This window comes from Demequina capsici (genome assembly GCF_032102965.1).
GTDB lineage: Bacteria > Actinomycetota > Actinomycetes > Actinomycetales > Demequinaceae > Demequina > Demequina capsici.
In genome coordinates, this window is the sequence record NZ_CP134880.1 from 2685853 (window position 1) to 2710907 (window position 25055).

Here is a 25055-nt window from a genome sequence, read left to right on the forward strand (position 1 = left end):
TCCGCGTTCCCACATATGCGAACTCATGCGTCTGCCAGGGGTCGAGCCGCAGGGTGCTCACCGCGACCCACAGCTTCCCGCAGAAGTTGAGCAGACTTCGCTCAACTCTGACCGGGACGGCTTGACACGTCGCGAGCCTGTGGATAACTTGAGTGCAGGTCGCTCAACTATCGAGCGAGCAGTCACACGTCGCGGCACCCGGCCGCAGATGGAGGAACACCATGTCCCGTGCAGTGGGAATCGACCTGGGCACCACGAACTCGTGCGTCGCCGTCCTCGAAGGCGGCGAGCCCACCGTCATCGCGAACGCCGAGGGCGCCCGCACCACCCCGTCGGTGGTCGCGTTCTCCAAGACCGGCGAGGTCCTGGTCGGCGCGATCGCGAAGCGTCAGGCGGTCACCAACGTCGACCGCACGATCTCCTCGGTGAAGCGCCACATGGGCACCGACTGGTCCACGAGCATCGACGACAAGAAGTACACGCCGCAGGAGATCTCCGCGCGTATCCTCGGCAAGCTCAAGCGCGACGCCGAGGAGTACCTGGGCGAGAAGGTGACCGACGCCGTCATCACCGTCCCCGCCTACTTCAACGACGCCGAGCGTCAGGCCACCAAGGACGCCGGCGAGATCGCCGGCCTCAACGTGCTGCGCATCGTCAACGAGCCCACCGCCGCGGCGCTCGCCTACGGCCTGGACAAGGGCAAGGAGGACGAGCTCATCCTGGTCTTCGACCTCGGCGGCGGCACCTTCGACGTCTCCCTGCTCGAGGTGGGCAAGGACGAGGACGCGTTCTCCACCATCCAGGTCAAGGCCACCGCGGGCGACAACCGCCTGGGCGGCGACGACTGGGACCAGCGCGTCGTGGACCACCTCGTCAAGGAGGTCAAGAACAACGAGGGCATCGACCTCGCCAAGGACAAGGCGGCCCTGCAGCGTCTCCGTGAGGCCGCCGAGCAGGCCAAGAAGGAGCTGTCGCAGGCGCAGTCCACGCAGATCTCCCTCCAGTACCTGTCGATCGGCGAGAACGGCCCCGTCCACCTGGACACCCGCCTCACCCGCGCGCAGTTCGAGCAGATGACCCAGGACCTCCTCGAGCGCACCAAGGCGCCGTTCCACCAGGTCATCAAGGACGCCGGCATCAAGCTGTCCGACATCGACCACGTGGTGCTCGTCGGCGGCTCGACCCGCATGCCTGCCGTCACCGAGGTCGTCAAGGAGCTGACCGGCGGTCAGGAGCCCAACAAGGGCGTCAACCCTGACGAGGTCGTCGCCGTGGGCGCGGCCCTCCAGGCCGGCGTCATCAAGGGCGAGCGCAAGGACGTCCTCCTCATCGACGTCACGCCGCTGAGCCTGGGCATCGAGACCAAGGGCGGCGTCATGACCACCCTGATCGAGCGCAACACCGCGATCCCCACCAAGTCCTCCGAGGTCTTCTCGACCGCCGAGGACAACCAGCCGTCCGTGCTGGTGCAGGTCTACCAGGGTGAGCGTCAGTTCGCCCGCGACAACAAGCTGCTCGGCACCTTCGAGCTGTCCGGCATCGCCCCGGCCCCCCGCGGCATGCCGCAGATCGAGGTGACCTTCGACATCGACGCGAACGGCATCGTCCACGTGTCCGCCAAGGACCGCGGCACCGGCAAGGAGCAGTCGATCACGGTGACCGGCGGCTCGGCGCTGTCCAAGGACGACATCGAGCGCATGGTCAAGGACGCCGAGGAGCACGCGGAGGAGGACAAGAAGCGCCGCGAGGACGCCGAGACCCGCAACAACGCCGAGACCTTCGCGTACTCGACCGAGAAGATCCTGTCCGACAACGAGGACAAGGTCCCGGCCGAGATCGCCGACGACGTCAAGGCTGCGATCGCGGAGGTCAAGACCGCGCTCGAGGGCGACGACACCGAGGCAGTGAAGACCGCCCACGAGGCGCTCGTCACGAAGGCCCAGAAGATCGGCGAGGCCATCTACGCCGCCGACCAGTCCGCCGGCGTGGACGTCGACGCAGACTCGGCCGCGCAGACCGCTTCCGGCCAGCCGGGCGCCTCCGACGACGACGTGGTCGACGCCGAGATCGTCGACGACGAGGACGACAAGAAGTAACGCGCCACGGCGGGCGCCCGGCACTCCGGCTGCGGCGCCCGCCGTCCGTGCTTCCCCCACCCGTCCCAAGGAGAACCCCATGACCGACCAGAACCCCACCCCCGAGCCGGAGGATCCGCTGGCAGCCGCCGAGCGCATCCTCAAGGACGCCGCGTCCGACATCCCCGAAGGCACGTTCCTCGACGAGGACGCCGACGGCAGGGACGACCTGCGCACCGACGAGGCGGGCGCGGACGATGCGCTCGACGCCGCCGAGCGCAAGGCCGCCGAGCACCTCGCCGATCTTCAGCGGCTGCAGGCCGAGTACGTCAACTACCGCAAGCGCGTGGACCGCGACCGCGAGCTCATCACCTCGAACGCGACCGCCAAGGCCGTCGAGGCGCTGATCCCCGTGCTCGACGACATCGCCGCCGCGCGCGAGCACGGCGACCTGGCCGACGGTCCGTTCGCCTCGATCGCGGACAAGCTCGAGACCGCGCTCGGCCGCCTGGGCTGGTCCAGCTTCGGCGCCGTCGGCGAGGTCTTCGACCCGGTCCACCACGAGGCGCTGCTGTCGCAGCCGAGCACCGACGTCACCGAGCCGACCATCCTCACGGTCGCGCAGCCCGGCCACCGCATCGGCGACCGCGTCGTGCGGCCCGCGCGGGTGATCGTGGCGCAGCCCGAGGACCAGGCGTAACGTCCATTCATCTCAAGGAAGGAGGCGAGGCATGACGAGCCAGGACTGGTTCAGCAAGGACTTCTACAAGGTGCTCGGCGTGTCCAAGGACGCCTCCGCCGACGAGATCAAGAAGGCATACCGCAAGCTCGCCAAGGAGCTGCACCCCGACCGCAATCCCGGCGACGCCGCCTCCGAGCATCGCTTCAAGGAGGTCGGCGAGGCCTACGCGGTCCTGTCGGATGCCGAGCAGCGCGGGCAGTACGACCAGGTCCGCGCCATGGGCGGAGGTGCCCGCTTCACGGCCGGGGGCCCGGGCGGCGGCGGCTACGAGGACATGTTCTCCGGCATGTTCAACGGCGGCCAGGCCGGAGGCCAGTACCGCGCTCAGGGCTTCGAGGACATCCTGGGCAACCTCTTCGGGGGCGGGCGGCGCGGACCCCAGAAGGGCAACGACGTCGCCGCGGCCACGGAGGTCACGTTCCGCCAGGCCGCCGAGGGCGCCACCGTGCAGCTGCGGATGGACACGGGATCGTTCTCCACGCGGCTCCCCGTCGGCGTCCAGGACGGCCAGAAGATCCGCCTGCGCGGCAAGGGCCGCCCCGGCGCGAACGGCGGACCGGCGGGCGACCTGCTCCTGACCGTCCACGTGGCCAGGCACCCCGTGTTCAGCATGGACGGACGCAACCTCAAGGTCCGCGTGCCGGTCTCGTACGACGAGGCGGTGCTAGGCGCGGCCGTCGACGTCCCCACGCTGGACGGCCAGCGCGTCAAGGTGAAGGTGCCCGCCGGCACGTCCTCCGGGACCGTGCTGCGCGTCAAGGGCCGCGGCCTGCAGACCAAGGACGGCGTGGGCGATCTGCTCGCGACGATCGAGATCACCGTGCCGTCCAAGCTGTCCAAGGCCGCCAAGGAGGTCCTCCAGGCCTTCGCGATCGAGACGGCCGCCGAGGATCCTCGCAAGGACCTCTACAAGGACGCCGCACGCTGACCTGAGGGAGGGCCACCATGGAGCAACCGGACGTCGATGAGCCGGTCTTCCTGATCTCCGCCGCCGCGGAGCTGGCAGGCATGCATCCGCAGACCCTCCGTCAGTACGACCGCCTGGGCCTGGTGATCCCCCAGCGCCGCCCGGGTGGCGGCCGCCGCTACTCCCTGCGGGACGTGGCGACGCTGCGAGAGATCCAGCGGATGAGCCAGGACGAGGGGATCAACCTCGCGGGGATCAAGCGCATCCTCCACCTGGCCCACGAGGTTCAGCGCCTCGAGCGGGAGGTCGAACGACTGCGTCCGCGCGCGGACGTCGGCTCCCGCATCTTCACCACGGGCCCCAGCGGCAACGTCGTCATCGTCGAGCGCGGCAAGCGCGCGCGTCGCGACGAGGGCCGGTCGCTGGTGGTGTGGCGCAGGGACCGCTGAACCCCTACGGGACGACGGGCAGGCCACCTTCCCAGGCGGCGAGCACCTCGCCCGCCTGAGCGTCGACGAGCCCGCGATGCTCGACGAACCACGCCTCGAGCTCAGGAGCGGGCAATGGTCTGGTCCAGTGGTAGCCCTGCGCGGCGTCGCACCCCAGGTCGGTGAGCGCGTCAGCGACGCGAGCCTCCTCGATGCCCTCCGCGACCGCCCGCAGCCCGAGCGCATGGACCAGGTCGATCGTGGAGCGGACGATCGAGGCTGATCGCTCGTCAAGCAGCAGCGGCACCACGAACGAACGGTCGATCTTCACCTCGTCCACGTCCAGCTCCCGGAGCCGCACCAGCGAGGAGTAGCCGGTGCCGTAGTCGTCGATCGCGGCACGTACGCCGAGGTCATGGAGTGCGGTCAGCACCTCCTGCGCTCCGTCCGGATCGGTGAGCAGCGCCTGCTCGGTGATCTCCACCTGGAGCGCCGATCCCGGCAGGCCATGCTCGGCGAGCAGCCTGCTCATGCGTCGCGGGAGCCGGTCGTCGGAGATCGCGGACGCGGGGATGTTCACTGCGATGGGAAGGTCGATGCCCTGCGCGCGCCACCGCGCGGCCTGCGCGGCGGCGACCTCGAGCACAGCGTCCGTGAGATCGCCCATGAGCCCTGCGCGTTCCGCCAACGGCAGAAGATCCTGCGGGAGGACCATGGCGCCGCCGGGACGTTCCCACCGCACGAGCGCCTCCACGCCCTCGACAGCGCCGCTGGCAAGGGCGATCTTCGGCTGGAAGTGCAACGTGAGCTCGCCCGCGGCGATCCCCGCGCGCAGCTCGGCGACCCGCTGCAGGAGGTCCTCCCCTGCCATGTCGATGGACGGATCGAAGACCGCCGACCCCAGGCCCTCGGCCTTCGCCCGGTACATCGCGATGTCCGCACGTCGCAGCAGGACGGACAGGTCGTCGCCGTCAGCCGGCGAGAGCGCGATGCCCACGCTGATGCCGAGCGTCACCTCGGTGCCCTCCACGTCAAACGGCCTCACGAGCGCGAACCGGATCTTGAATGCGGCATGAGACGCCTCGGCGGCGCCCGCGCGAGCCAGGATCACCGCGAACTCGTCACCGCCAAGCCGGCCGACGAGGGCGTCCGTCGGATGGATCGCCGCCCTCAGACGCTGGCCGACTGCACGCAGCACCTCGTCACCCGCCTCGTGTCCCAGGCTGTCGTTGACCTCCTTGAACCCGTCGAGATCCGCGTGCAGCAGCGCGACATGAGGGCCTGTCGACTCGTCGGACAGCACTCGCGCCGCCTCGACCGCGAAGCCTCGTCGGTTCAGCAGCCCCGTCAGGTCGTCCGTCCTGGCGTCCTGCCACGCGTCCATCATCTGCAGGGTCTGGCGCACCGTCGCGTTCAGCCGGCTGAGCACGCCCCCCATCGCGGCGAGCGCCATCACGATGGTGAGCGTCGGGATCGTGGACACCGTTCCGATCGTGAGCGTGGCGGTCGCCGCGACGAGCGTCGCTGCGGGCACCACGAGCAGTCCCCGTGAGGTCGGCGCCGCCGCGCTCCCTACCGGGGCTCGCAGCCACGCGCTGGTGGCCAGCAGGATGCTGGCCAGCGGCCACAGCGAGTCCATCCACGTGCCCTCGACGTAGGCGTCTGCGGCGAGCAGGTTCCAGTACAGGAGGTCTGCCACCCCCGACATGACCATGGCCACGGCGATGAGGACGAGCGCCTCGGAGCGACGCAGGCCCAGGATGACCACGCCGACGAGGGCGATCAGCATCACGATCGTGTCGCCGAGCGGATATGCGGCACCCACGACGGCGGCGAGGCGCCCGCCGGACAGGGTGCCGGTGAGAGGCGCCAGCGCGACCGCGCCCACCAACCCGCCGACGGCGATGGCGAGCGTGCCTGCGTCGACCCACACCACGCGCGGGATGCTGCGGGACCGCTGGCGGACATAGGACACGACTGCGGCGGTCGCCAGCGGGTAGTACGCGAGGTACCACGGGTCGGCGATCGACGGGAACGCTTCAGCGTCGTGCCCGGCCACCACCGCGGCGTAGAGCACGTCACCGACGGCGGAGACAGCCATCGCCGCGCCCAGGAGGAGCCACGTGGCCCGGTCCCCCCGCGCGACCACGCCCTTCGTGAACGTGAGCGCGGCCGCACCGAGCACGAGGCTCAGGTAGAGGCCCGTGTCCCGGGCAGGGAAGTCGCCAGGACCCGCGATGTCGAGCCATCCCAGCTCCACGAGCCAGCCGGCCCACAGCACAATCAGTGCCACGACGACAGTGCTGGGGATGCGCCCGGGGTCGCGCACGCGCGCCTCACCGCGAGGCGAGGCGGGGCGTGTCGTCATGCCTCTCCTATCGACATGCGAGGGCCGGCGTCAACCATTGCCGTGTGCGACGGTGCTCACAGTGCGCGGTCGGCTCGACGGTCGGTACGTGCGCGTCCGGGCGAGGGTGGGCCCCACCCGGCGTGGCGCGGGCCGTACGGGCTGGGAAGACGATTGCGGCGCGTGACGCCCTCAGCTCGTCACGCGCCGCAAACCTGTGTGCGGTCTCCCTACCTATCGCTGCAGGGACTCCAGGAGCTCCTGCGCGTACCGGTGGGTACCGGGAAGCGACTCGATCCACACGCGCGGGGGCTGGCGGACCAGGTTCGCGACGCGCATGGCCACGGCCTTCGCGCCGATGTGGTCGCGCAGCTCGGCGATGCCGATGCCCAGCCCGGCGCCGCGCTCCACGAGAACCGCGTAGAGGCCGTCACCCATGCGTGCCATCGGGTGACCGGCGCCGTACGCGCCGGTGAGCGCCTGGCCGACGGCCGCGTTGCGGGCCATCCGCTGCCACGGGTCGTTGTCGTCGACGGAGACGTCGACCATCACGAGAGCGTGGGTGTCGATCACCTTGAGACCGGTGCGCTCGGCCGCGCCGTAGACCTCTGCGAGGCGCTGGATCATGTACTCGGTGGTGCCGAGCCCGGACTCCGGGTCGTGCATCTGGGTGGCGACGTGTGCCGTCGCATCACCCTCGGTCCAACCCTCGCAGAGGGCGCGGATGGAGCGGATCGGTGCCGACTCGTAGCCAGCAGCGCGGAAGAGGACCGCCATGTCGTCGATCGCCTCGGTGATGCCGACGCCGGCAGCAGCGCGAGCCTGACCGAGACGGTACGCCGAAGGCGCGGTGTCGAGACGCGCCTCGAGCGCCTCGACCAGGGCCTCGGCGGCTGGCGTGTACCAGTCGCCGGGGCGCAGCCACACCGTGTTCACCGAGGCCGACTCCCACTGGCGCAGGAGCGAGCGGCCGGTGACGCTCGGGATGTTCACATCGCTGCTCATGCCCCATGAGAGGGAGGCCGATGAGAGCTATGACGCAGGTTCTTGGAAGATTTTCTCCGGAACAGTTGCAGGTAACCTGGGTCACGTCCGAATTCTCCCCATGTGAGCAATTACGCATCGTTCTGTCTTGTCCGATCCGTTCCGCGCACGGGAAACTGTGTGGTACCCGCCGAACCCATGACGCGGCGACGAAGGAAGCAATGAGTCACGAGGCCATCGCACTATGGACGGATTCGTCCAGCGATCCCGAGCTCATCGCCGGCGTACGCGCCGGCGATGCGGCGGCCTTCGGCGTGCTCTACGAGCGTCACGTGGACGCGGCCCGCAAGGTGGCCTCGCAGTACACGAACTCGGCCTCCGACGTGGACGACGTGGTGGCGGAGTCCTTCTCGCGCGTGCTGCGCGCGCTGCAGCGCGGTGACGGTCCCGACCTCGCGTTCCGCGCCTACCTGTTCACGATCGTCCGCCGGACCGGCATGGACGTCATCAACCGAGGCATCCGCACCCGTCCTCGCGACGACATGTCGGAGTACGAGTCGTCCATGGGGTACGAGGCGTCCTCGGACGAGCCCGCCATGGCCGGCTTCGAGCACGGCATGGTGGCCGACGCGTTCCGCTCCCTCCCCGAGCGATGGCAGGCAGTCCTCTGGTACACGGAGGTGGAGAAGAAGGCTCCCAAGGAGATCGCTCCGCTGCTTGGCCTCAGCGCCAACGGTGTCGCGGCCCTTGCCTACCGTGCCCGCGAGGCGCTGCGGCAGGCGTACCTCCAGCAGCATCTGACCACGTCGGAGCAGGTGGACTGCCTGGAGGCGAACACGCAGCTCGGCGCCTACGTGCGAGGCGGCCTGAGCAAGCGGGAGTCCACGAGGGTGGACGCGCATGTGAGGACATGCGAACGCTGTCAGGCGTTGGTCGCGGAGCTCGAGGATGTCAATCGAGGGATGCGAGGCATCATCGCCCCTCTTGTGATGGGCGTTCTCGGGGTGGGCGCGCTCGAGGGCGGCCTTCCGATCGGCGGCGCTCTCGGCACGGGCGCAGGCGCGGCCGCGTCCGGTGGTGGAGCAGCAGGCGCTGGAGCGTCGACCGCGAGCGCGGGCGCCGGTGGCGCGACTGCGGCCTCCGCGACCTCGGTCTCCGGCATCGCGGCTGGCGCGGCCGGTACGGGCGCGCTCGCCTCGTCGGGAGCGGCGGGAGCGGCGACCGCTGCGGGTGCCGTCTCCTCGTTCCTCGGCACCGTCGCCGCGCTGGCGCTGCCCGTGGGCGCGACGATCGGCATCGTCGCGCTCGCCGCGACCGGCGCCTCCTTCCTGGGCCTCTTCGACTCGGGTGGCGAGCCCGCGGCTCAGACGACGAGCGACGCGCCCGCCGCGATCACGCAGACCACTGCCGACTCGGGCACGGGCACCGCTGCCGAGACGACGCCCGCCGACGCCGCGACGTCCGACCAGGCCGACGGGGCCGACGGCACGGACGTGCCCTCGGCAGGGTCTGCGCAGGCGGCGCCTGTCACGGTGCTCGCCGGCACCGTGTCCGGCGGTACGACCGGCAGCACGACGGACAGCTCGACCACGGACGCGGGTGCCGGCGCGACGAGCGACCCCGGTGCCGGCACCGGCAGCACCACAGAGGAGTCGTCCGCGCCGACCACGGGCACGACGACGGATCCCGGTTCCACGACCGACCCCGGTTCCACGACCGACCCCGGCGACGGGACCACCACGACGGGGACAGCTCAGCCGCCTGTGACGATCGCGCCCACGGTCCCGCCCGTGCCGCCCGTGGTGCTCGCCTCGAGCCTGTCGATCGCCCGCGCGCCGATGGGCTTCCTCGCGCTGTCGTCCCTGTCGCCTTCCGTCCCGGTGACGGTGTCGAACACGGGAGAGGGCGCGGCCGACGAGGTCACCGCCGTGATCGCGCTGCCCGCGGGGCTGACTTTCACCACCCCGAGCGGCGATGCGGGCCAGTTCTCTGCGACCATTCCCGGCGCGCTCGACGACTACATGCTGTTCGCAGCCCAGGGCACGTTCACGGCCGGCGGCTGGACGTGCTCGCTCTCCGACGACCGCGCCACCGCCACCTGCACGCTCGCGTCGATCTCCGCAGGCGGACGCGCCACCCTGGACCTGGACCTGACGGTGACCGGCGCGCTCGCATCGGACGCGGTGACCTCGTTCCGGGTCTCCGCAGGCGACGACGCGACCGAGTACACGGTCCGGACCGGGTTCTCGCAGGCGTCGACCGTGCTCACGCCCGCGTACTCGGCGTCAGGTCGGCTGGCCGTCGCACAGGCGGGCGCACCGCTCCTCACCTGCGCCGCCGGCGACAACGCCTGCAAGCATGCGATCGACTTCAACGGCAACGCCGCACAGGCCTCGCTCAACGGCAGCGCATACGCGCTGGTGCCCGCTGAAGGGATCGCGGGTCAGGAGGCGTCCAACGTGACGACGCTCACCCTCCCCGCCGGCGCCACCGTGAAGTACGCGACGCTCGAGTGGGCCGCGAACAGCTCGGTCGACGACCCGACCTTCACCACGGCGCCTGGCACCGTGAGCCTGCTGCTGCCTGGCGCGAGCGACGTCACGACGCTGACCACCGCCGACGTCACGCTCACCACCGACGCCGCGGGCCGTGCCGTCTACCAGGCGCGTGCCGATGTCACCGACCTGGTGGCGGCGGCAGGCCCCGGGGTCTACGGGCTCGCTGACGTCGCGCTCGCTGCCGACTACTCCGACGGCCCCGCCGTCCGGGCCTACTTCGCAGGATTCGCGCTCACGGTGGTCTACGAGGACTCCTCGCTGCCGGACGCGGACGTCGCCGTGTACACCGGGTCCCAGCCGCTCGCGGCCGGAGGGCAGGCCGCGCTCGACCTCTACGCCTCCCAGGCGTCGTCCGTCACCGTGGGCACCGTGGCGTGGGGTGGCGACCGCGGCACCGTCGGCGACCGCGTCGACATCGACGGTGACACGCTGGCCCCTCTGCACTGGAACAACGGCACCGTGTCCACCGCCGACTCCGGGAACGCGATGGACTCCACCGCGTTCGGCTACGAGCACCCCAACACGCTGGGCGTCGACGCCAAGGCCTTCCGTCCGAAGACGGTGGGCGCCGGGCTGCACACCCTCACCGTCGGCACGTCCTCAGACGCCGTGCTGATCGGCACGTTCACGCTCACCGCACAGCGCAGCTGAACCGAGCGCACAGCGCAGCAGAACCGGCAGCACGGCGCGTGCTGAGCTCCTCGGTCCGCGCTCAACGCGCCGGCTCGGGGCTCCAGTCGAGATCCAGCTGGCGCGCGGTGCGCAGCGCCAACGGTGTGCCATGGTGCCGGGCCACGAGATGCAGCGCCATGTGGATGCCGGAGGTGAGGCCGCCTGAGGTCACCACGTCGCCGTCGTCCACCCATCGCACCCCTGCGATGCCCGACGCCACGGACGCGTGCGCGCCGAGCTCGGCGACGTCCTCCCAATGCGTGGTCGCGGGACGCCCCTCAAGGAGGCCTGCGTCCGCGAGCAGGAACGCGCCGGTGCAGACGGACGTGACCGTCCGCGAGTCGGCCGCAAGGGTGGCCACCGCGTCGGCGATCCGCGCATCGGCACGCGCGGCGGCAAGATCCACCAGCCCAGGCACCAGCAGCACGTCGAGCGGGCCGGCATCCTCAGGACGCGTCAGGCCTGTGAGGGTCATGCCGCCGAACGCGACCACGTCGGCGCCATCGGGCGCGATCAGCAGCACCTCGTACAGGGGCGGCTCGCCGTCCCTGACTGCGAGCCGCGACGCCGTGAGGAAGACCTCGTACGGTCCGCCCGCGTCGATCAGATCGAAGTCGGGGTAGAGCAGGATGCCGATGCGTCTCATGGGCCCAGCGTAGGCACCGTGCGGGGTGCCACCGCCGTCCCTCCGGCTCCGCGCAGCGACGCCCCGGACCCGCGAGCTGCTAGACGAGCACCTCGCGGCTCACGCCGGGACGCACGATCAGCCACAGGCTGAGGTGAGCGACGGCGAGCGTCACGCACATCACGGTCGCCATGGCGAGCACCGAGATTCCGAGCATGCCCACGAGCGGCGAGATGACGCCCGCCAGGCCGAAGTTGACCGCGCCGATCAGCGACGCGGCGGTGCCCGCCTCGCGCGGGTGATCCGCCAGGGCGAGGATCTGCACGGCAGGCATCACGAAGCCGAGCGGGGCCACGCAGAAGAACAGCGCAGAGATCAGGCCGACGAGGCCCAGATCCAGCAGCCCGACCGCGAGCAGCCCCACGGCGCCCATCGCGACGATCGTGAGCCCCATCGTCATGACCATGCGCGGCGGGTACCGGCGCATGAGGCGTGCCCCGGTCTGGTTGAACAGCACCATTCCCACGGCGTTCGTGCCGAACACGATCGCGAACTGCTGCGAGCTCAGGCCGTACATGTCCTGAAGGACGAAGGTCGACGACGACAGGTAGGAGAACAGCGACGAGAACGCCATGGAGCCGACCACGAGCACGCCCACGAAGGTGCGGTCGCCGAGCAGCGCCTTGTACCGCTGCAGGACCACGCGACGCTCGAAGCGTCCGCGGCGCTCGGCCGGGAGGGTCTCGAACAGGAGGATCGACGCGAGGATGGTGATGACGAGTCCCAGCACGCTGAGCACGCCGAACACTCCGCGCCAGGACACGAACTGCAGGACCTGTGCGCCGACGATCGGCGCCAGCACGGGCGCGAGCCCGGTCACGATCGCCATGCGGGCGAGCGTCCGGATCAGCTTCTGACCGGAGAACAGGTCGCGGACGATCGCCATGGACACCACGGCGGCCCCTGCGGCGCCGAGTCCCTGGAAGATGCGGCCGATCATGATCGCCTCGACGTTCTGGGCGAAGATGATCGACACGGAGGCGAGCACGTGCACCGACGTCGCGATCAGCAACGGCCACCGGCGGCCGACGGCGTCGCTCAGCGGCCCGATGATCAGCTGGCCCAGACCGAACCCGATCATGGTGGCGGTGAGGGTCAGCTGGATGGCGGACTCGGTGGTGTCCAGGTCGGCGGCCACCTGCGGGAACGCCGGCAGGTACATGTCGACCGTGAACGGGCCGAGAGCGACCGCCGCGCCGAGCAGCAGGATGAGCACTCCGCGCTGGCGCCGGGACAGCGCATCCCCGGGGTGCGCCTCGGCTGCGGCGGTCGGCACCGTGCGGGCGGTGGCGGCGGCGACGGGGCGGGCGTTCAGGTCGGCGGTCATACGGGCGCAGATGCTCCTTGCAGGGACAAGCGGTGGCTCACGACGTCGTGACTGAGGTGCGGCGTCGTTCTCATCCAACGAAGGAGGGCGATCGCGCGGGAGGGGTGGGCTGCTGCGGTTCCACAGCGCTCACGAGCCGCGGACGTCAACGGCCAACCGGGTCAGTGTATTCCACCTGTCGCGAAGAGTCACGGGGTCGGCGGGCGCACGTGCGGAGCATCACACCGGGCGTGAGCGGCCCCGGAAGGGGCGCGGGGGGAGTGAGCGCTGATCTGCGGCGCGGCCGCGCAGCTGAGCGCTAGTGGTCGACGATGCCGTACAGGCGGTCGCCAGCGTCACCCAGACCAGGCACGATGTATCCGACCTCGTTGAGCTTCTCGTCCACGCAGGCGACGACGACGTTCACGTTCGCACGGTCGCCGACCGCCCTGCGCACGTTCTCGATGCCCTCCGGCGCGGCGAGAAGGCAGACGCACGTCACGTCCGTCGCGCCACGCTCCAGGACGTACTCGATGGCCATGATCAGCGATCCACCGGTGGCGAGCATGGGGTCGATCAGGAAGACCTGCCGGCCCGTGAGGTCGTCGGGGAGGCGGTTCGCGTAGGTGATCGCCTCCAGCGTCTCCTCATCGCGCTTGAGGCCCAGGAAGCCCACCTCGGCGTTCGGCATGAGCCTCGTCATCCCGTCGAGCATGCCGAGCCCTGCACGGAGGATGGGGACGATGATCGGCTGCGGGTCTGAGATCCGCGTGCCCACCGTCCGCGTCAGCGGCGTCTCCACCTCACGCTCCTCGACGCGCACGTGCCGGGTCGCCTCGTACGCCAGCAGCGTCACCAGCTCGTCCACCAGCAGACGGAACACGGGCGACGTCGTGTCCTTGTCGCGCAGGATCGTGACCTTGTGGTCGATGAGGGGGTGGTTCGCGACGTGGAGCTCCATGGCGCACAGCCTATCCGGCACGAGCGCGTCCAGGGGCGCTAGCGTGGCCGCCATGAGCAGCCTGAACGACACGGCCTACGGCGAAGCGATGGAGGCCGCCCTGGCGCTCGCCCAGGAGGCGGCGGCCGACGGCGACGTGCCCGTCGGCGCGGTCGTGCTCGACGAGCACGGCATCGTGGTCGGTCGGGGCCGCAACCGGCGTGAGGTCGACTCTGATCCGAGCGCCCACGCCGAGGTCCTGGCGCTGCGCGAGGCCGCCGCCCAGCGTGGCTCGTGGCGGCTCGACGGGTGCACGCTCGTCGTCACGCTCGAGCCGTGCCTCATGTGCGCGGGGGCGGTCCTGCAGGCCAGGGTCCCGCGCGTCGTGCTCGGCGCGTGGGACGACAAGGCGGGCGCCACGGGCTCCCAGTGGGACGTGGTGCGCGACGCTCGCGTGGGCGCCAAGGTCGAGGTGATCGCCGGCGTGCGTGGCGATGAGTGCGCTGCGGTGCTGCGCGACTTCTTCGAGGCGCGACGGTGAGGCCGTGAACACCGAGGCGCGCAGGCGCGACATCTGGGTCGACGGGATGAGGCGCGCCGTCGCGAGCCTCGGCACCGTCGCACCGCCGGGAGCGCCCCGCTGGCCGATCGCCCTCCAGGCGACGGTGGTGATCATGGTGCCGCTGCTGCTCGGCGCCGCCGTCGACCGCTTCGACATCGGCCTGATCGCGTGCGTGGGCGCCTTCACCGTCCCTTACTTCGCCGCCCTCCCGCGCCTGGAGCGGCTGCGGCTCCGCCCGCTCGCCGGCCTGGTGCTCGTCGCGTCGTCCCTGCTGGGCGCCCTCGTCGGCCCGTACCCTGGCGCCGCAGCGATGGGCCTGATCGTCGTGGCGAGCGCCGTCGGCGCGGCCGTCCACGGCTACCGCCTCGGGCCCCCGGGGCCGCTGTTCCCCGTCATCGTCTACGGGATGTCCGCCCACGCCGTCGCCGAGGGCCAGTCCGCCCTGGTGCTCGTCGGGTGGGTCGCCGCGGGCTGCACCTTCGCGGTGCTCGCCAGCATCGTCCCGCTCATCCGCCGGGTGCACAGGCAGGTCACCCCCCGACCGTTGAGGGTCCTGCTGGCCCGCCCCGAGTGGGACCGAGGGGCGCGCGACCTCGCGATCCGCACCGCCATCGTCGCCACCGTGTGCACGGCCGTGAGCCTGCTCTACACCGATCCCGAACGCGCCTACTGGACCGTGGCGGCGGGCGTGGTGGTCGTGGGCGTCATGCCCGGTCGCGGCGTGGCGGTCAACCGTGGCCTGCACCGCACCGTGGGCACCGTCGCCGGGGCCCTCATCTACATGGGCATCGGAGAGCTGCCGCCCAACCCGTGGCTGCTCGCGCTCATCCTGGGCACGCTGCAGTTCATCACCGAGCTGACCATCACGCGGCACTACGCGATCGCGGTGACGGCGGTGACCCCGCTGGCGCTCATCATCGTGACGACCGCCGTCGGGGACTTCGGCACGCCCGCCGTCGTGGGCGAGCGGATCCTCGACACGCTCGTCGGCTCGGGCGTGGCAGTCCTGACCGCGCTGATCCACCCGCCGGGTCCGGCGGGACGTCCCAGCATCAACCCTCCGCCGTCCCCAGCCGATTAGGTCGGCGCGCGAACACCGGGTATTCTCTTCCGCGGTGACGTGTCCGAGCGGCCTAAGGAGCACGCCTCGAAAGCGTGTGTGGGTGCAAGTCCACCGTGGGTTCAAATCCCACCGTCACCGCCACTGAGGAAGCCCTCGACGCCGAGCGTCGGGGGCTTCCTCGTCTCATGTCTGGACGGACCGCCTTGCGGGTCGAGGAGGTCGAGTGCAGAAGGACATGGGACGGCACGGGACCCCGCTGAGCCGCGCATTCGCCGCCTCCCGCCACGCCGTCGGCAGTCTCGCGCACGTGCGGCCCAACCCTCACCCGCGGTGGCCGCTCGGGCTCCAGGCCGCGACTGCGCTCGCCGTGCCGATCGTCGTCGGGGCGGCGACGGGCCATGCGGCGTTCGGCTTCCAGGCCGCGACCAGCGCGTTCGCCCTGCTCTACTTCGGCGGCGCGAGACCGATCGACCGCGCGCGGCTCGTGCCGCTCATCGGCCTCGTCCTGTTCGCATGCGCGGCTGCGGGTGCCGTGGCGGGGGCGTCGGCGCTCGCCACCGGCGTCGGACTCGTCGCCGTCGGCGTGCTCGCGGGATTCGGGAGTCAGGCGTTCTCGATCGGACCGCCCGGTCCGCTCTTCCTCGTGCTCGTGTACGGGTCGGCGGCCCACATCACGCGGGCGACGGACGGTGTCAGGGCCGTCGAGCCGCTCGGGTTCCTGCTCGCTTTCGCCGCCGGCCTGGCGTTCACGTGGCTCGTCGCCGCCGCGCCGCTCGTGCGCGCCCGGCACCGCGCGGATCCCACTCCGTTGCGCGTCGTCGCGCCCGGCCCTGCCCTGTCCGTCGGGGGCGCCGCAGTGGCGCTCCGCGTCTGCACTGTCGCGCTCGTCGGCGCGATGCTCGGCGCGCTCGCGGTGGACCCGGATCGCGCCTATTGGGTGGTGTGCGCGGGCGTGGCCGTCGTCGGCGTGCAGGCGCCTCGCCGGTCCGTGGTCTCGCGAGGACTGCATCGGGTAGTCGGCACGGTGGTCGGCGTGCTCGTCTTCGCCGGGCTCGCGCAGGTCCCGTGGAGCACGGTGGGGCTCGCGGTGGTGCTCGGTGCGCTCCAGATGACGACCGAGCTGATCGTGATCCGGCACTACGCGCTCGCGCTGGTCCTGATCACGCCGCTCGTGCTCCTGCTCGTCTCGCACGCGGGGGGCGCACCTGGGTCGGTGCTCGCGCAGGAGCGGATCGTCGACACAGCGGTCGGCGCCGCGCTCGGCGTGTGCGCGGTGCTGCTGCCTTCGCCGCTGCGAGGACGCGCCGGCGGCGACGCGTCCTGAGGTCCACCTGCATGGGTCCCTTGGAGCGGACGCGGTATAGGTGTATCGTTAAACCTTCCGAGGTCACGAAGGAGTCGCCATGGACCACGCCCGCGTAGCGATCAGCACCGACGTCGAGAGGGCCCGCATCAGCAGGCATCTGTACGGTCACTTCGCCGAGCACCTGGGCCGGTGCATCTACGGGGGCTTCTGGGTCGGGGAGGACTCCGACCTGCCGCACATCGACGGGATCCGCGCCGACGTGGTCGAGGCGCTCCGACGGCTCGAGGTGCCGAACCTGCGCTGGCCCGGCGGCTGCTTCGCCGACGAGTACCACTGGCGGGACGGCATCGGCCCACGCGAGGACCGGCCCGCCATGGTGAACTCGCATTGGGGCGACGTGGTGGAGGACAACAGCTTCGGCACCCACGAGTTCATGCGGCTGTGCGAGCTCCTGGGCGCCGCGCCCTACGTCAACGGCAACCTGGGCAGCGGGACCGTTCGCGAGATGAGCGAGTGGCTCGAGTACCTCACCCGCGCCGACGACAGCCCCATGGCGCGCCTGCGCCGGGACAACGGCAGGGACGAGCCATGGCTCGTCCCCTTCTGGGGACTCGGCAACGAGGCATGGGGCTGCGGAGGCAGCATGCGCCCGCAGGCGTACGCCGACGAGGCCCGCAGGTACGCGACGTTCTGCAAGGACCACGGCGGCAACACGGTGTCGCGGATCGCCGCGGGCGGCGCCGACGACGACCTGTCGTGGACCCGCGCCCTGATGGAGGCGGTCGCGTGCGTCAACTGCCAGACGTCCCCCGACTCGCCCATCTTCCAAGGCGTCTCGTTCCACTACTACACGTACGCGTCGCAGGGCATCAACACCGAGTCGGCCACCGAGTTCTCGACCACGGACTACCTCCGGACCATGCTGCGCGCCACGGGGATCGAGCGCGCCATCCGCGCGCACGTCGCGGTCATGGACAGCTACGACCCGGACGGCAAGGTCGCGCTGGTCTGCGACGAGTGGGGCACCTGGTGGCAGCCCGAGCCCGGCACGAATCCCGGCTTCCTGCACCAGCAGAACACCATGCGCGACGCGCTCGTCGCGGGCGTGCACTTCGACGCCTTCCACGCGCACGCCCGCCGCCTGCGCATGGCGAACATCGCGCAGACCGTCAACGTGCTGCAGGCCATGCTGCTGACCGGCGACGACGGTGCGCTGGTGCTCACCCCGACGTACCACGTGTTCGAGATGAGCAAGGGACACCAGGACGCGACGAGCGTCGAGTCCGCTGTGACAGCCGCGCCCGTGATCGACGTCGAAGGCACGCCGCTCGGAGCGCTGTCGGCCTCGGCCTCCGTCAAGGACGGTGCGCTGCTCGTCTCGCTCTCGCACCTTGATCCGGACGACTCGCTCGACGTCGTGCTCGACGTCCGTGGCGCGACGATCACCGGCACGACCGCACGAGTGCTGGCCTCCGGCTCGCTGACGGCGCACAACACGGCTGCGGAGCCGCACGTCGTCGCGCCGCGCCAGCTCGACGTGAACGTGGACGGCGCACTGGTACGGGTGACCATGCCTCCCCACTCCTTCGCGACGGTGCACGTGACGCTGGACCGCGACTGAGCGCGGATCATGCATGGCGCAGCCCGCCCGGGTGGGAAGGTCGGCCACGCTCGCGACGCTAGCGCCGGGTGGTACCTCGATGCCTGACCTCTGTGGACACGACGACATGCTCGGGAGGGAAGCTCGGACTCTCGATCCGCCCCATCAGGAGCCGCACCGTGGCCTCCGCGGCAGCGGCGTTGTCGGGAGCCACGCTCGACAGCGCGGGTGTGGCCATCGCACCGACGGCGGTGTCGTCCCAGCCGATGACCTGGACGTCCTCAGGGATGCGGAGCCCGCGCGCGGCCACCGCCGCCATGGCGCCCAACGCGAGCGCGTCGGTGACGCACAGCAGCGCATCGAACGCGACGCCGGCATCGAGCAGCGAGGCCGCGGCGGCGTACCCGTCCTGCGGACGCACGCCCGCCGGGACGATCAGCTCCGCGACGCGCGCCACGCCGGCCGCGTCGAGCGCCTCCAGATGGCCTGCGGTGCGTCCGGCCGCCATGCCCTCGCCGCCGTCGGTCGCCCCTCCGATGAGCGCGATGCGCCGCGCGCCGAGCCGCAGGAGGTCCATGGTCGCGCGCAGCGCTCCCCCGCGGTTGTCCATGCTCACCTGCGAGAAGCGATCGGGGACGGAGCGCTCGCCGAGGATCACGAGCGGGGTGCTCGGCTGCAGGCCCTCGAGGACGGAGGCGTCCCCTGCGGCGGCCGCGAGCACCACGCCGTCGTACGTGGTGAGCCTGGAGTCGTCGAGCACGGCGAGCTCACGCGTGAGGGCGCCCCTGGTCGACTCCACCGCGAGCCTCAGGCCGTGGTCCTCGAATCGGTCCGCCAACCGTTGCGCCACCTCGCCGTAGTAGAGGTCGTCCAGCATGGGCACGGCCAGCGCCACCACTCCGATGCGGCCCAGACGCAGCGCCCGCGCGGGCATGTTGACGCGGTATCCGAGCTCGGAGATCACCTCGTGGACCCGGTCGCGCATCGCCTGGCTGACGCGGGCGTCCTTCCCGTTGACGACGTTGGAGACGGTCATGACGGACACGCCGGCGAGTCGCGCCACGTCGCTCATCGTCGGTGGCGCTGCTTCGTCGCGGGCGGAGGGCATGGACCCATCATGGCCTGCTCGGACGTCTTCCTGAGGGCAGGCGCCGCCCTCACCCGTGGCGCCTGCCCTCATGGATCGACGTCTGCCGCTTCAGGAGGCGCGCACCTCCGCGACCGTCACGCGGCGCGCGCTGGTGGTCGGCTCATGCACCGGCCCCTCGAGAACGGTGGTCGCCACCGTCTCCTTGTCGGAGCAGTGCGCGCCGACCCAGAGCTCCAACGGTCCAGGCTCCACCGCGCGGACCGCTCGCACGTCGCTCCCAGCGAACCGGGCGGCCGGAACGTCGAACGCGACGGTCGCTGCGTGACCGGCTGCCAGGTCGACGCGGGCGTACCCCACCAGCTGGGCGACGGGACGCGTGGTCGACCGGTAGGGCAGGTGTGCGTACAGCTGGACCACGTCGGTGCCCGCCCGGTCGCCGGTGTTGCGCACCCGGACGGTCGCGCGCACCCCGTCGACGGTGCTGGCGTCCGAGTCGAGCATCAGGTCCTCGTGCGCGAACGTCGTGTAGCCGAGGCCGAACCCGAACGGGCGCACGGGGGTCGAGTCCGCCGACGTGATCTCCGTGGACCCGCCCAGCGGCGGATGCAGGTAGCCGTACGGCTGCGCGCCCGCGGACCGCGGCAGCGACAGGGGAAGGCGTCCCGACGGGGAGCGCTCGCCGGCGATGATCTGGGCGATCGCGGTGGCGCCCTCCTCGCCGGGGAAGAAGGACTGGAGCACGGCGGCAGGCGCGTCGGGCCCGTCGAGCGCCCAGGAGAGGTCGTACGGGCGCCCGCTGAGCACGACCATGACGACCGGCGTGCCGGTGGCCACGAGCCGTTCCACCAGGGCGCGCTGCCGACCGGGCAGGTCGAGCGACTCCGCGTCGTTGCCCTCACCCACGGTGCCACGCCCGAACAGTCCGGCCCTGTCGCCCACGGCGACGATGACCACGTCGGCCTCGGTCGCCACGGCGGCCGCCTCGTCGAGGCCCGACAGGTCGTCGCCCTCGACCTCGCATCCGCGCGCGTGCAGCACGTGCGCACCTGCGAACTGCCCGGTGATGCTCGTCACCAGGTCGGGCGCCTCGATGCCGAGCGGCACCTCGGGGTGGTGCGCCATGACGTGGTTCGCGAACGAGTAGCAGCCCATGAGCGCCTCATGTCCGGAGGCGTTCGGGCCGACGACGGCGATCGTGGCCGGCGCAGGCAGCGGCAGCGCGCCGTCGTTGCGGAGCAGCACGACGGACTCGGTCGCGAGCGCGAGCGCGATCTCGTGCGCCTCGGAGTCGTCGAGGTCGAGCTCGGTGGGAGCAGCCTCGAACTGCTCGTCGAGCAGGCCCAGCTCCTCCTTCTGCGCCAGGGCGCGGGCGACTGCGATGTCGAGCAGCTCGGCGAGCTCTGCATCCGGCTCCTCGACGTCAAGAAGGACGTCGGCGGCGGGGAGCTCGATGTCGATCCCTGCCCGGAGCGCGATCCTCGCGGCCTCGGCCTTCGACGCCGCCACCTGATGCATGGTGTGGAGGAACGCCATGGAGAAGTAGTCGGCCACGACCGTCCCAGTGAAGCCCCACGTGCCGCGCAGCAGGTCCGTGAGCAGCGCACGGTTGGATGCGGTCGCCACCCCGTCGATCTCCGCGTAGGAGTTCATGACGGACCGCGCGCCGCCGTCCAGCAGCGCCATCTCGAACGGCACCAGGAAGACGTCGTTGAGCTCGCGAGGGCCGGCGTGCACCGGCGCGTGGTTGCGCCCTGCCTGAGATCCCGAGTACCCGACGAAGTGCTTCAGCGTGGCCACGACGCCGGCGGACTGGAGGCCACGGACGTATGCGCTGCCGACCGTGCCCACCAGGTACGGGTCCTCGCTGATGCACTCCTCGACCCGGCCCCAGCGTGCGTCGCGGACCACGTCCAGCACGGGTGCGAGGCCCTGATGGATGCCCAGGTCGCGCATCGTCCTGCCGATCGCGCCCGCCATCCGCTCCACGAGCGCGTCGTCGAAGGAGGCACCCCACGAGGGAGGCGCAGGGTAGGTGGCCGCCTTCCACGCGGCGAGGCCGGTGAGGCACTCCTCATGGACCAGGGCGGGGATGCCGAGGCGCGTCTCCTGCTTCAGGCGGCGCTGCTCGGCCCACAGCCACTCGGCTCGCCGCACCGGGTCCACAGGTCGGGTCCCGTAGACCCGTGTGAGGTGGCCGATGCCGTGCTCGGTGGCCACCGTGTACGCCTCGGAGTCCGCCATCTCGCCCTGCATCGGCGCGACGATCTCGTCACCGCGATCCACCCAGTAGCCCGAGATCTGGGCGATCTTCTCGGCGGTGGTCATCGTGTCGATCAGCGCGCGGACGCGCGCTGACACGACGGGTTCGTGCTGGTGGTTCAAGGCTGGTCCTTAGGCTTGGTGCGGCGCGAAGACCTCGGTCCCGCGGGGGTCATCCCTTCACGGCTCCTGTGAGGCCGCCGACGATGCGGCGCTCGAAGAGGCTGAAGAAGACAAGTGCGGGGATCATCGACAGCGAGGTGAAGGCGAGGACCTTCGCCGTGTCGACCGAGTACTGCGAGGCGAAGGCCTGGACGCCGAGCGGAAGGGTGTAGCTCGACTCGCTGTTGAGGATGAACAGCGGCAGCATGTAGCTGTTCCAGCTGGCGATGAAGGCGAGGATGCCGACCGTGACGACGCCGGGCATCGACAGCGGGATCACCATCCGCCAGAAGAACCCGAGCCGGCTGCAGCCGTCCATGAAGGCCGCCTCCTCGAGCTCCGTCGGGATCGTCCTGAGGAACGGCACGAGGATGATGATCGTCATGGACAGCTGGAAGCCCACCTGGGGGATCACGACGCCGGCCAGCGAGTTCATGAGGCCCAGGCTTCTGACAAGGATGTACAGCGGCGTGATCGCGACCGTCATGGGGAACATGAGCCCGGCGGTGAACACCGAGAACAGCGCGTTGCGGCCCTTGAACCGGTAGCGGGCGAGCACGTAGGCGGCCATGACTCCCAGCACCACGACCAGCAGCGTGGTCGCGACGGCGGCGATCGTCGAGTTCCCCACCTCGCGCCAGAAGACCGGGGATCCGAGCACGTTCGCGTAGTTCTCGATGCGCCACTGCGTGGGGAACCCCGCGGGGTCCTGCGTGATCTCCGCGTTGGAGCGGAAGCCGCCGATGATGATGTACGCGATCGGCGCGACGATCACGCCGACCAGCAGCAGCGCGATGAAGTAGATCCCGTACCTGGGACGACGGTCGCCGCCCTTGGACGGGACGGCTGCCCGGGCGCCGGGCCGGGTGAGCGTGGATGTGGACATCAGTTGTCGTTCCCTCCGGTGACGGCGCCCTCGGTGTCGCGACGCAGCACGAAGCGCTGGTAGAGCAGCGCCACGGCGAGTGAGATGAGGAAGATCACGACGGCGACGGCGTTGCCGTACCCGTAGCTGCCGGCGTTGCGTCCGGAGGACACCATGTAGGTCGCCATGGTCGACGTCCCCGCGGTCTCGGCCACGTACTGACCCCAGACGATGTAGACGAGGTCGAACAGCTGCAGCGATCCGATGATCGACAGGAACGCCCAGATGCGCAGCGTCGGGCCCATGAGCGGCAGGGTGATCCGCCGCTGGATCTGCCAGTAGCTGGCGCCGTCGATCGCGGCGGCCTCGAGGATCTCCTCCGGGATTCCCTGGAGGCCCGCCAGGAAGAGGATCACGGCGAAGCCGATGTACTTCCAGGTGATGATCGCCATGAGGGTCCAGATGGCGAGGCTCGGGTTGGAGAGCCAGTCCTGTTGGAGCCCCGCGAGCCCGAGCTTGTCGAGCAGACCGTTCAGGGCGCCGTTGGAGGCGAGGATCAGGCTCCACCCTGTGCCGACGACCACCTCGGAGATGACGTACGGCGCGAAGATGAGGACGCGAAGGCCGGACTGGAACCTCATCTTGCGGTTGAGGAGCAGCGCGAGGCCCAACGCGATGGGCCCCTGGATCACGAGCGACAGGACCACGATGATCGCGTTGTGGCGCAGCGCGGCCTGGAACGCCTCGTCCTGGAGGATGACGACGTAGTTCCTGAGCCCGACGAAGTCGGTGGCAGGCCCGTAGCCGCTCCAGCTGAAGAACCCGTAGTAGGCGGCGATGATCACGGGGAGGATCACGAAGGTGAGGAACACCAGGAGCGCAGGGCCGGCGAGGAACGCGATCTCGGTGCGCAGCGCCCATCGGCGCCTGGCGTGCCCGCGGGCAGGCGAGGGCGATGCCACGGCATCGCCCCCGCCCTGTGCGGACTCCGCCTTCGCGACCTGCGTCTGCACGACGCTGTCGTTGGTGGGAGTCATCGTGGTGGTGCCGGTCAGCCCTTGAGAGCCGCGCTGTTGACGGCGTCCACGATGTCCTGCGGCGTGCCCGAGCCGGCGAGCATGTTCACCACGGCGACGTTGAGCGCGTTGCCGACGTTCTGGCCGTACATCGTGTCGAGCCACAGCATCACGTACGGGGCGCTCTTGTAGGCCTCAAGCAGCTTGGTGAGCGCCGGGTCCGTGACCGCGCCCTGAGCCTCGGAGCTCGCCGGGATGGTCTGGAACGCGGCGGCGTACGCCTCCTGGTTGGCCTTCGTCGCGATGAAGTCCAGGAAGTCCACGCACTCGGCGGGGGCGTTCACGTAGCAGGAGTACCCGTCAGCGCCGGACATCATGGCGCCGGGGGTGCCGTCGCCGCCGTCGATCTCGGGGAAGGGGAACCATGCGAGGTCAGGCAGTGCCTGCTCGTCGGGCGTGAGCGACGCGATGACGCCCGGGTCCCATGCGCCCATGAGCTCCATGGCGGCCTGGTGGTTGGCCACGAGGCCGGCGGACGAGCCGGCGCCCTGCTGCGCGGAGGTGGTGAGGAAGCCGTTGTTGAACGGCTCCGTGGCGGCGAAGGTCTGGAGGTCCTCGCCGGCGCGCAGCCAGCAGTCGTCGTCGAACGTGCGGTCGCTCGCGGCCTTGTTCATGGTGTCCTGCGAGCACTCGCGCAGCGCGAAGTTGTAGTACCAGTGCGCGGCGGGCCACGCGTCCTTGGCGCCCACGGCGATCGCATCGGTGCCGTTGGCCTTCAGCGCGGTGACGTCGTCCGACAGCTCGGACAGCGTGGTCGGCGTCGAGGTGATCCCGGCGGCGTCGAAGAGGTCCTGGCTGTAGAAGAAGCCCTCGGGGAGCACGGCGGTCGGCACGCCGTAGACCTTGCCGTCGATCGTGAACGCGGACATCGCGGCGCCCATCGCGCTGGTCGTGGCGTCGCTGAGCTTGTCGGTGAGGTCCATGACCTGGCCGGCGGTGACGACGTCGGCGAGCTTGCCGCCGCCGCGCGCCATGAAGATGTCGGGCGCGTCGCCCGAGTTCAGGGCGGTCTGAAGCTTGCCGTCCATGTCCTCGTTCTGGATCGACTGCACCTCGACGGTGACGTTCGGGTACTGCTCATGGAACGCGTCGGCCATGTCCTGCCAGTACTGCATCCCGTCGCCGGTCGTGGAGTTCTGCCACAGGGTGAGGGTGACGGCTCCATCGCCGGAGGCACCGTCGGTGCCTGGGTCGCTGGAGCAGGCGGTGAGCAGGAGTGCTCCTGTCACCAGGGCGGTCGTGCCCGCCAAGATCGTGCGCCTGTTCATCGTGTGATGCCTACCTCTCGTCATTGAGCGTTCGCCGCCGCCGTTGGCGCGAACTTCGGTATCGGTGCCGCCAGGCGGCGTGTGCTGCGGTGACTGCTCCCCCGAAGGTCGGTCGAGTCGTCCCGCACAGTCTTGGCAGGCCGCCATAGGGTGTCAAACG

Annotated in this window: 19 protein-coding genes and 1 tRNA gene; 10 read left to right on the top strand and 10 right to left on the bottom strand. The window is 70.7% G+C overall.

Annotated features, from left to right (window positions below; genetic code table 11):
- The first annotated feature begins 221 nt into the window (after nucleotides 1-221).
- From dnaK to RN607_RS12815, 4 genes are all read left to right on the top strand, one after another.
- Entirely contained in the window at nucleotides 222-2096 is a 1875-nt protein-coding gene (gene dnaK / locus RN607_RS12800) for a molecular chaperone DnaK (protein WP_313497772.1), read from the top strand.
- A gap of 79 nt (nucleotides 2097-2175) precedes the next feature.
- On the top strand, nucleotides 2176-2775 hold the full coding sequence (gene grpE / locus RN607_RS12805) for a nucleotide exchange factor GrpE (protein ID WP_313497774.1): 600 nt from the start codon (nucleotides 2176-2178) through the stop codon (nucleotides 2773-2775).
- A 31-nt stretch (nucleotides 2776-2806) separates the two neighbouring features.
- Nucleotides 2807-3745 carry a DnaJ C-terminal domain-containing protein gene (locus tag RN607_RS12810; RefSeq protein ID WP_313497776.1) on the top strand — a complete coding sequence of 313 codons (939 nt, stop codon included), beginning with the start codon at nucleotides 2807-2809 and terminating at the stop codon, nucleotides 3743-3745.
- 17 nt (nucleotides 3746-3762) lie between these two features.
- Nucleotides 3763-4173, top strand: coding sequence for a heat shock protein transcriptional repressor HspR (locus tag RN607_RS12815; RefSeq protein ID WP_313497778.1), 411 nt, complete (start codon nucleotides 3763-3765; stop codon nucleotides 4171-4173).
- A 4-nt stretch (nucleotides 4174-4177) separates the two neighbouring features.
- Here RN607_RS12815 and RN607_RS12820 read toward each other — a convergent pair whose 3' ends face one another.
- The gene (locus tag RN607_RS12820; protein WP_313543014.1) at nucleotides 4178-6520 is read right to left on the bottom strand and encodes a putative bifunctional diguanylate cyclase/phosphodiesterase; all 2343 of its coding nucleotides are present in this window, start codon (nucleotides 6518-6520) and stop codon (nucleotides 4178-4180) included.
- Nucleotides 6521-6733: 213 nt separating this feature from the next.
- Nucleotides 6734-7504, bottom strand: a complete 771-nt coding sequence (locus RN607_RS12825; protein ID WP_313497782.1) for a hypothetical protein — start codon at nucleotides 7502-7504, stop codon at nucleotides 6734-6736.
- Nucleotides 7505-7704: 200 nt separating this feature from the next.
- On the opposite strand from RN607_RS12825, the gene RN607_RS12830 reads away from it, so the two are divergent.
- Nucleotides 7705-10692 carry a sigma-70 family RNA polymerase sigma factor gene (locus tag RN607_RS12830; RefSeq protein ID WP_313543016.1) on the top strand — a complete coding sequence of 996 codons (2988 nt, stop codon included), beginning with the start codon at nucleotides 7705-7707 and terminating at the stop codon, nucleotides 10690-10692.
- A gap of 61 nt (nucleotides 10693-10753) precedes the next feature.
- On the opposite strand, the gene RN607_RS12835 is transcribed toward RN607_RS12830, so the two are convergent.
- The 3 genes from RN607_RS12835 to upp all read right to left on the bottom strand — a co-directional run bounded on the left by RN607_RS12835 (nucleotide 10754) and on the right by upp (nucleotide 13665).
- Nucleotides 10754-11359, bottom strand: a complete 606-nt coding sequence (locus RN607_RS12835; protein ID WP_313543018.1) for a DJ-1/PfpI family protein — start codon at nucleotides 11357-11359, stop codon at nucleotides 10754-10756.
- 79 nt (nucleotides 11360-11438) lie between these two features.
- On the bottom strand, nucleotides 11439-12725 hold the full coding sequence (locus tag RN607_RS12840) for a multidrug effflux MFS transporter (protein WP_313497788.1): 1287 nt from the start codon (nucleotides 12723-12725) through the stop codon (nucleotides 11439-11441).
- A 298-nt stretch (nucleotides 12726-13023) separates the two neighbouring features.
- Nucleotides 13024-13665 (bottom strand): uracil phosphoribosyltransferase, encoded by a 642-nt coding sequence (upp, locus tag RN607_RS12845; RefSeq protein ID WP_313497789.1) that lies wholly within the window; start codon nucleotides 13663-13665, stop codon nucleotides 13024-13026.
- A 52-nt stretch (nucleotides 13666-13717) separates the two neighbouring features.
- Between upp and RN607_RS12850 the strand changes: the two genes are divergently transcribed.
- From RN607_RS12850 to RN607_RS12870, 5 genes are all read left to right on the top strand, one after another.
- Complete coding sequence (locus RN607_RS12850; protein ID WP_376784179.1) at nucleotides 13718-14185, top strand: nucleoside deaminase; 468 nt, start codon at nucleotides 13718-13720, stop codon at nucleotides 14183-14185.
- 4 nt (nucleotides 14186-14189) lie between these two features.
- A complete protein-coding gene (locus RN607_RS12855) occupies nucleotides 14190-15287 on the top strand; it encodes an FUSC family protein (protein ID WP_313497791.1) in 1098 nt (365 codons plus the stop codon).
- A 33-nt stretch (nucleotides 15288-15320) separates the two neighbouring features.
- Nucleotides 15321-15410: transfer RNA gene (locus RN607_RS12860), tRNA-Ser, on the top strand.
- A gap of 82 nt (nucleotides 15411-15492) precedes the next feature.
- Entirely contained in the window at nucleotides 15493-16593 is a 1101-nt protein-coding gene (locus RN607_RS12865) for an FUSC family protein (protein ID WP_313497793.1), read from the top strand.
- 79 nt (nucleotides 16594-16672) lie between these two features.
- A complete protein-coding gene (locus RN607_RS12870) occupies nucleotides 16673-18196 on the top strand; it encodes an alpha-N-arabinofuranosidase (protein WP_313543020.1) in 1524 nt (507 codons plus the stop codon).
- A gap of 58 nt (nucleotides 18197-18254) precedes the next feature.
- Here RN607_RS12870 and RN607_RS12875 read toward each other — a convergent pair whose 3' ends face one another.
- The 5 genes from RN607_RS12875 to RN607_RS12895 form a co-directional block, all read right to left on the bottom strand.
- On the bottom strand, nucleotides 18255-19283 hold the full coding sequence (locus RN607_RS12875) for a LacI family DNA-binding transcriptional regulator (RefSeq protein WP_313543022.1): 1029 nt from the start codon (nucleotides 19281-19283) through the stop codon (nucleotides 18255-18257).
- Nucleotides 19284-19373: 90 nt separating this feature from the next.
- Entirely contained in the window at nucleotides 19374-21590 is a 2217-nt protein-coding gene (locus RN607_RS12880; RefSeq protein ID WP_313545442.1) for a beta-xylosidase/alpha-l-arabinosidase, read from the bottom strand.
- A 106-nt stretch (nucleotides 21591-21696) separates the two neighbouring features.
- The gene (locus RN607_RS12885; RefSeq protein WP_313497799.1) at nucleotides 21697-22572 is read right to left on the bottom strand and encodes a carbohydrate ABC transporter permease; all 876 of its coding nucleotides are present in this window, start codon (nucleotides 22570-22572) and stop codon (nucleotides 21697-21699) included.
- The gene (locus RN607_RS12890; protein ID WP_313543024.1) at nucleotides 22572-23588 is read right to left on the bottom strand and encodes a carbohydrate ABC transporter permease; all 1017 of its coding nucleotides are present in this window, start codon (nucleotides 23586-23588) and stop codon (nucleotides 22572-22574) included. The genes RN607_RS12885 and RN607_RS12890 overlap by 1 nt, the downstream gene beginning before the upstream one ends.
- Nucleotides 23589-23602: 14 nt before the next feature.
- Nucleotides 23603-24895, bottom strand: coding sequence for an ABC transporter substrate-binding protein (locus RN607_RS12895; protein ID WP_313497802.1), 1293 nt, complete (start codon nucleotides 24893-24895; stop codon nucleotides 23603-23605).
- Between the last annotated feature and the right edge of the window lie 160 nt (nucleotides 24896-25055).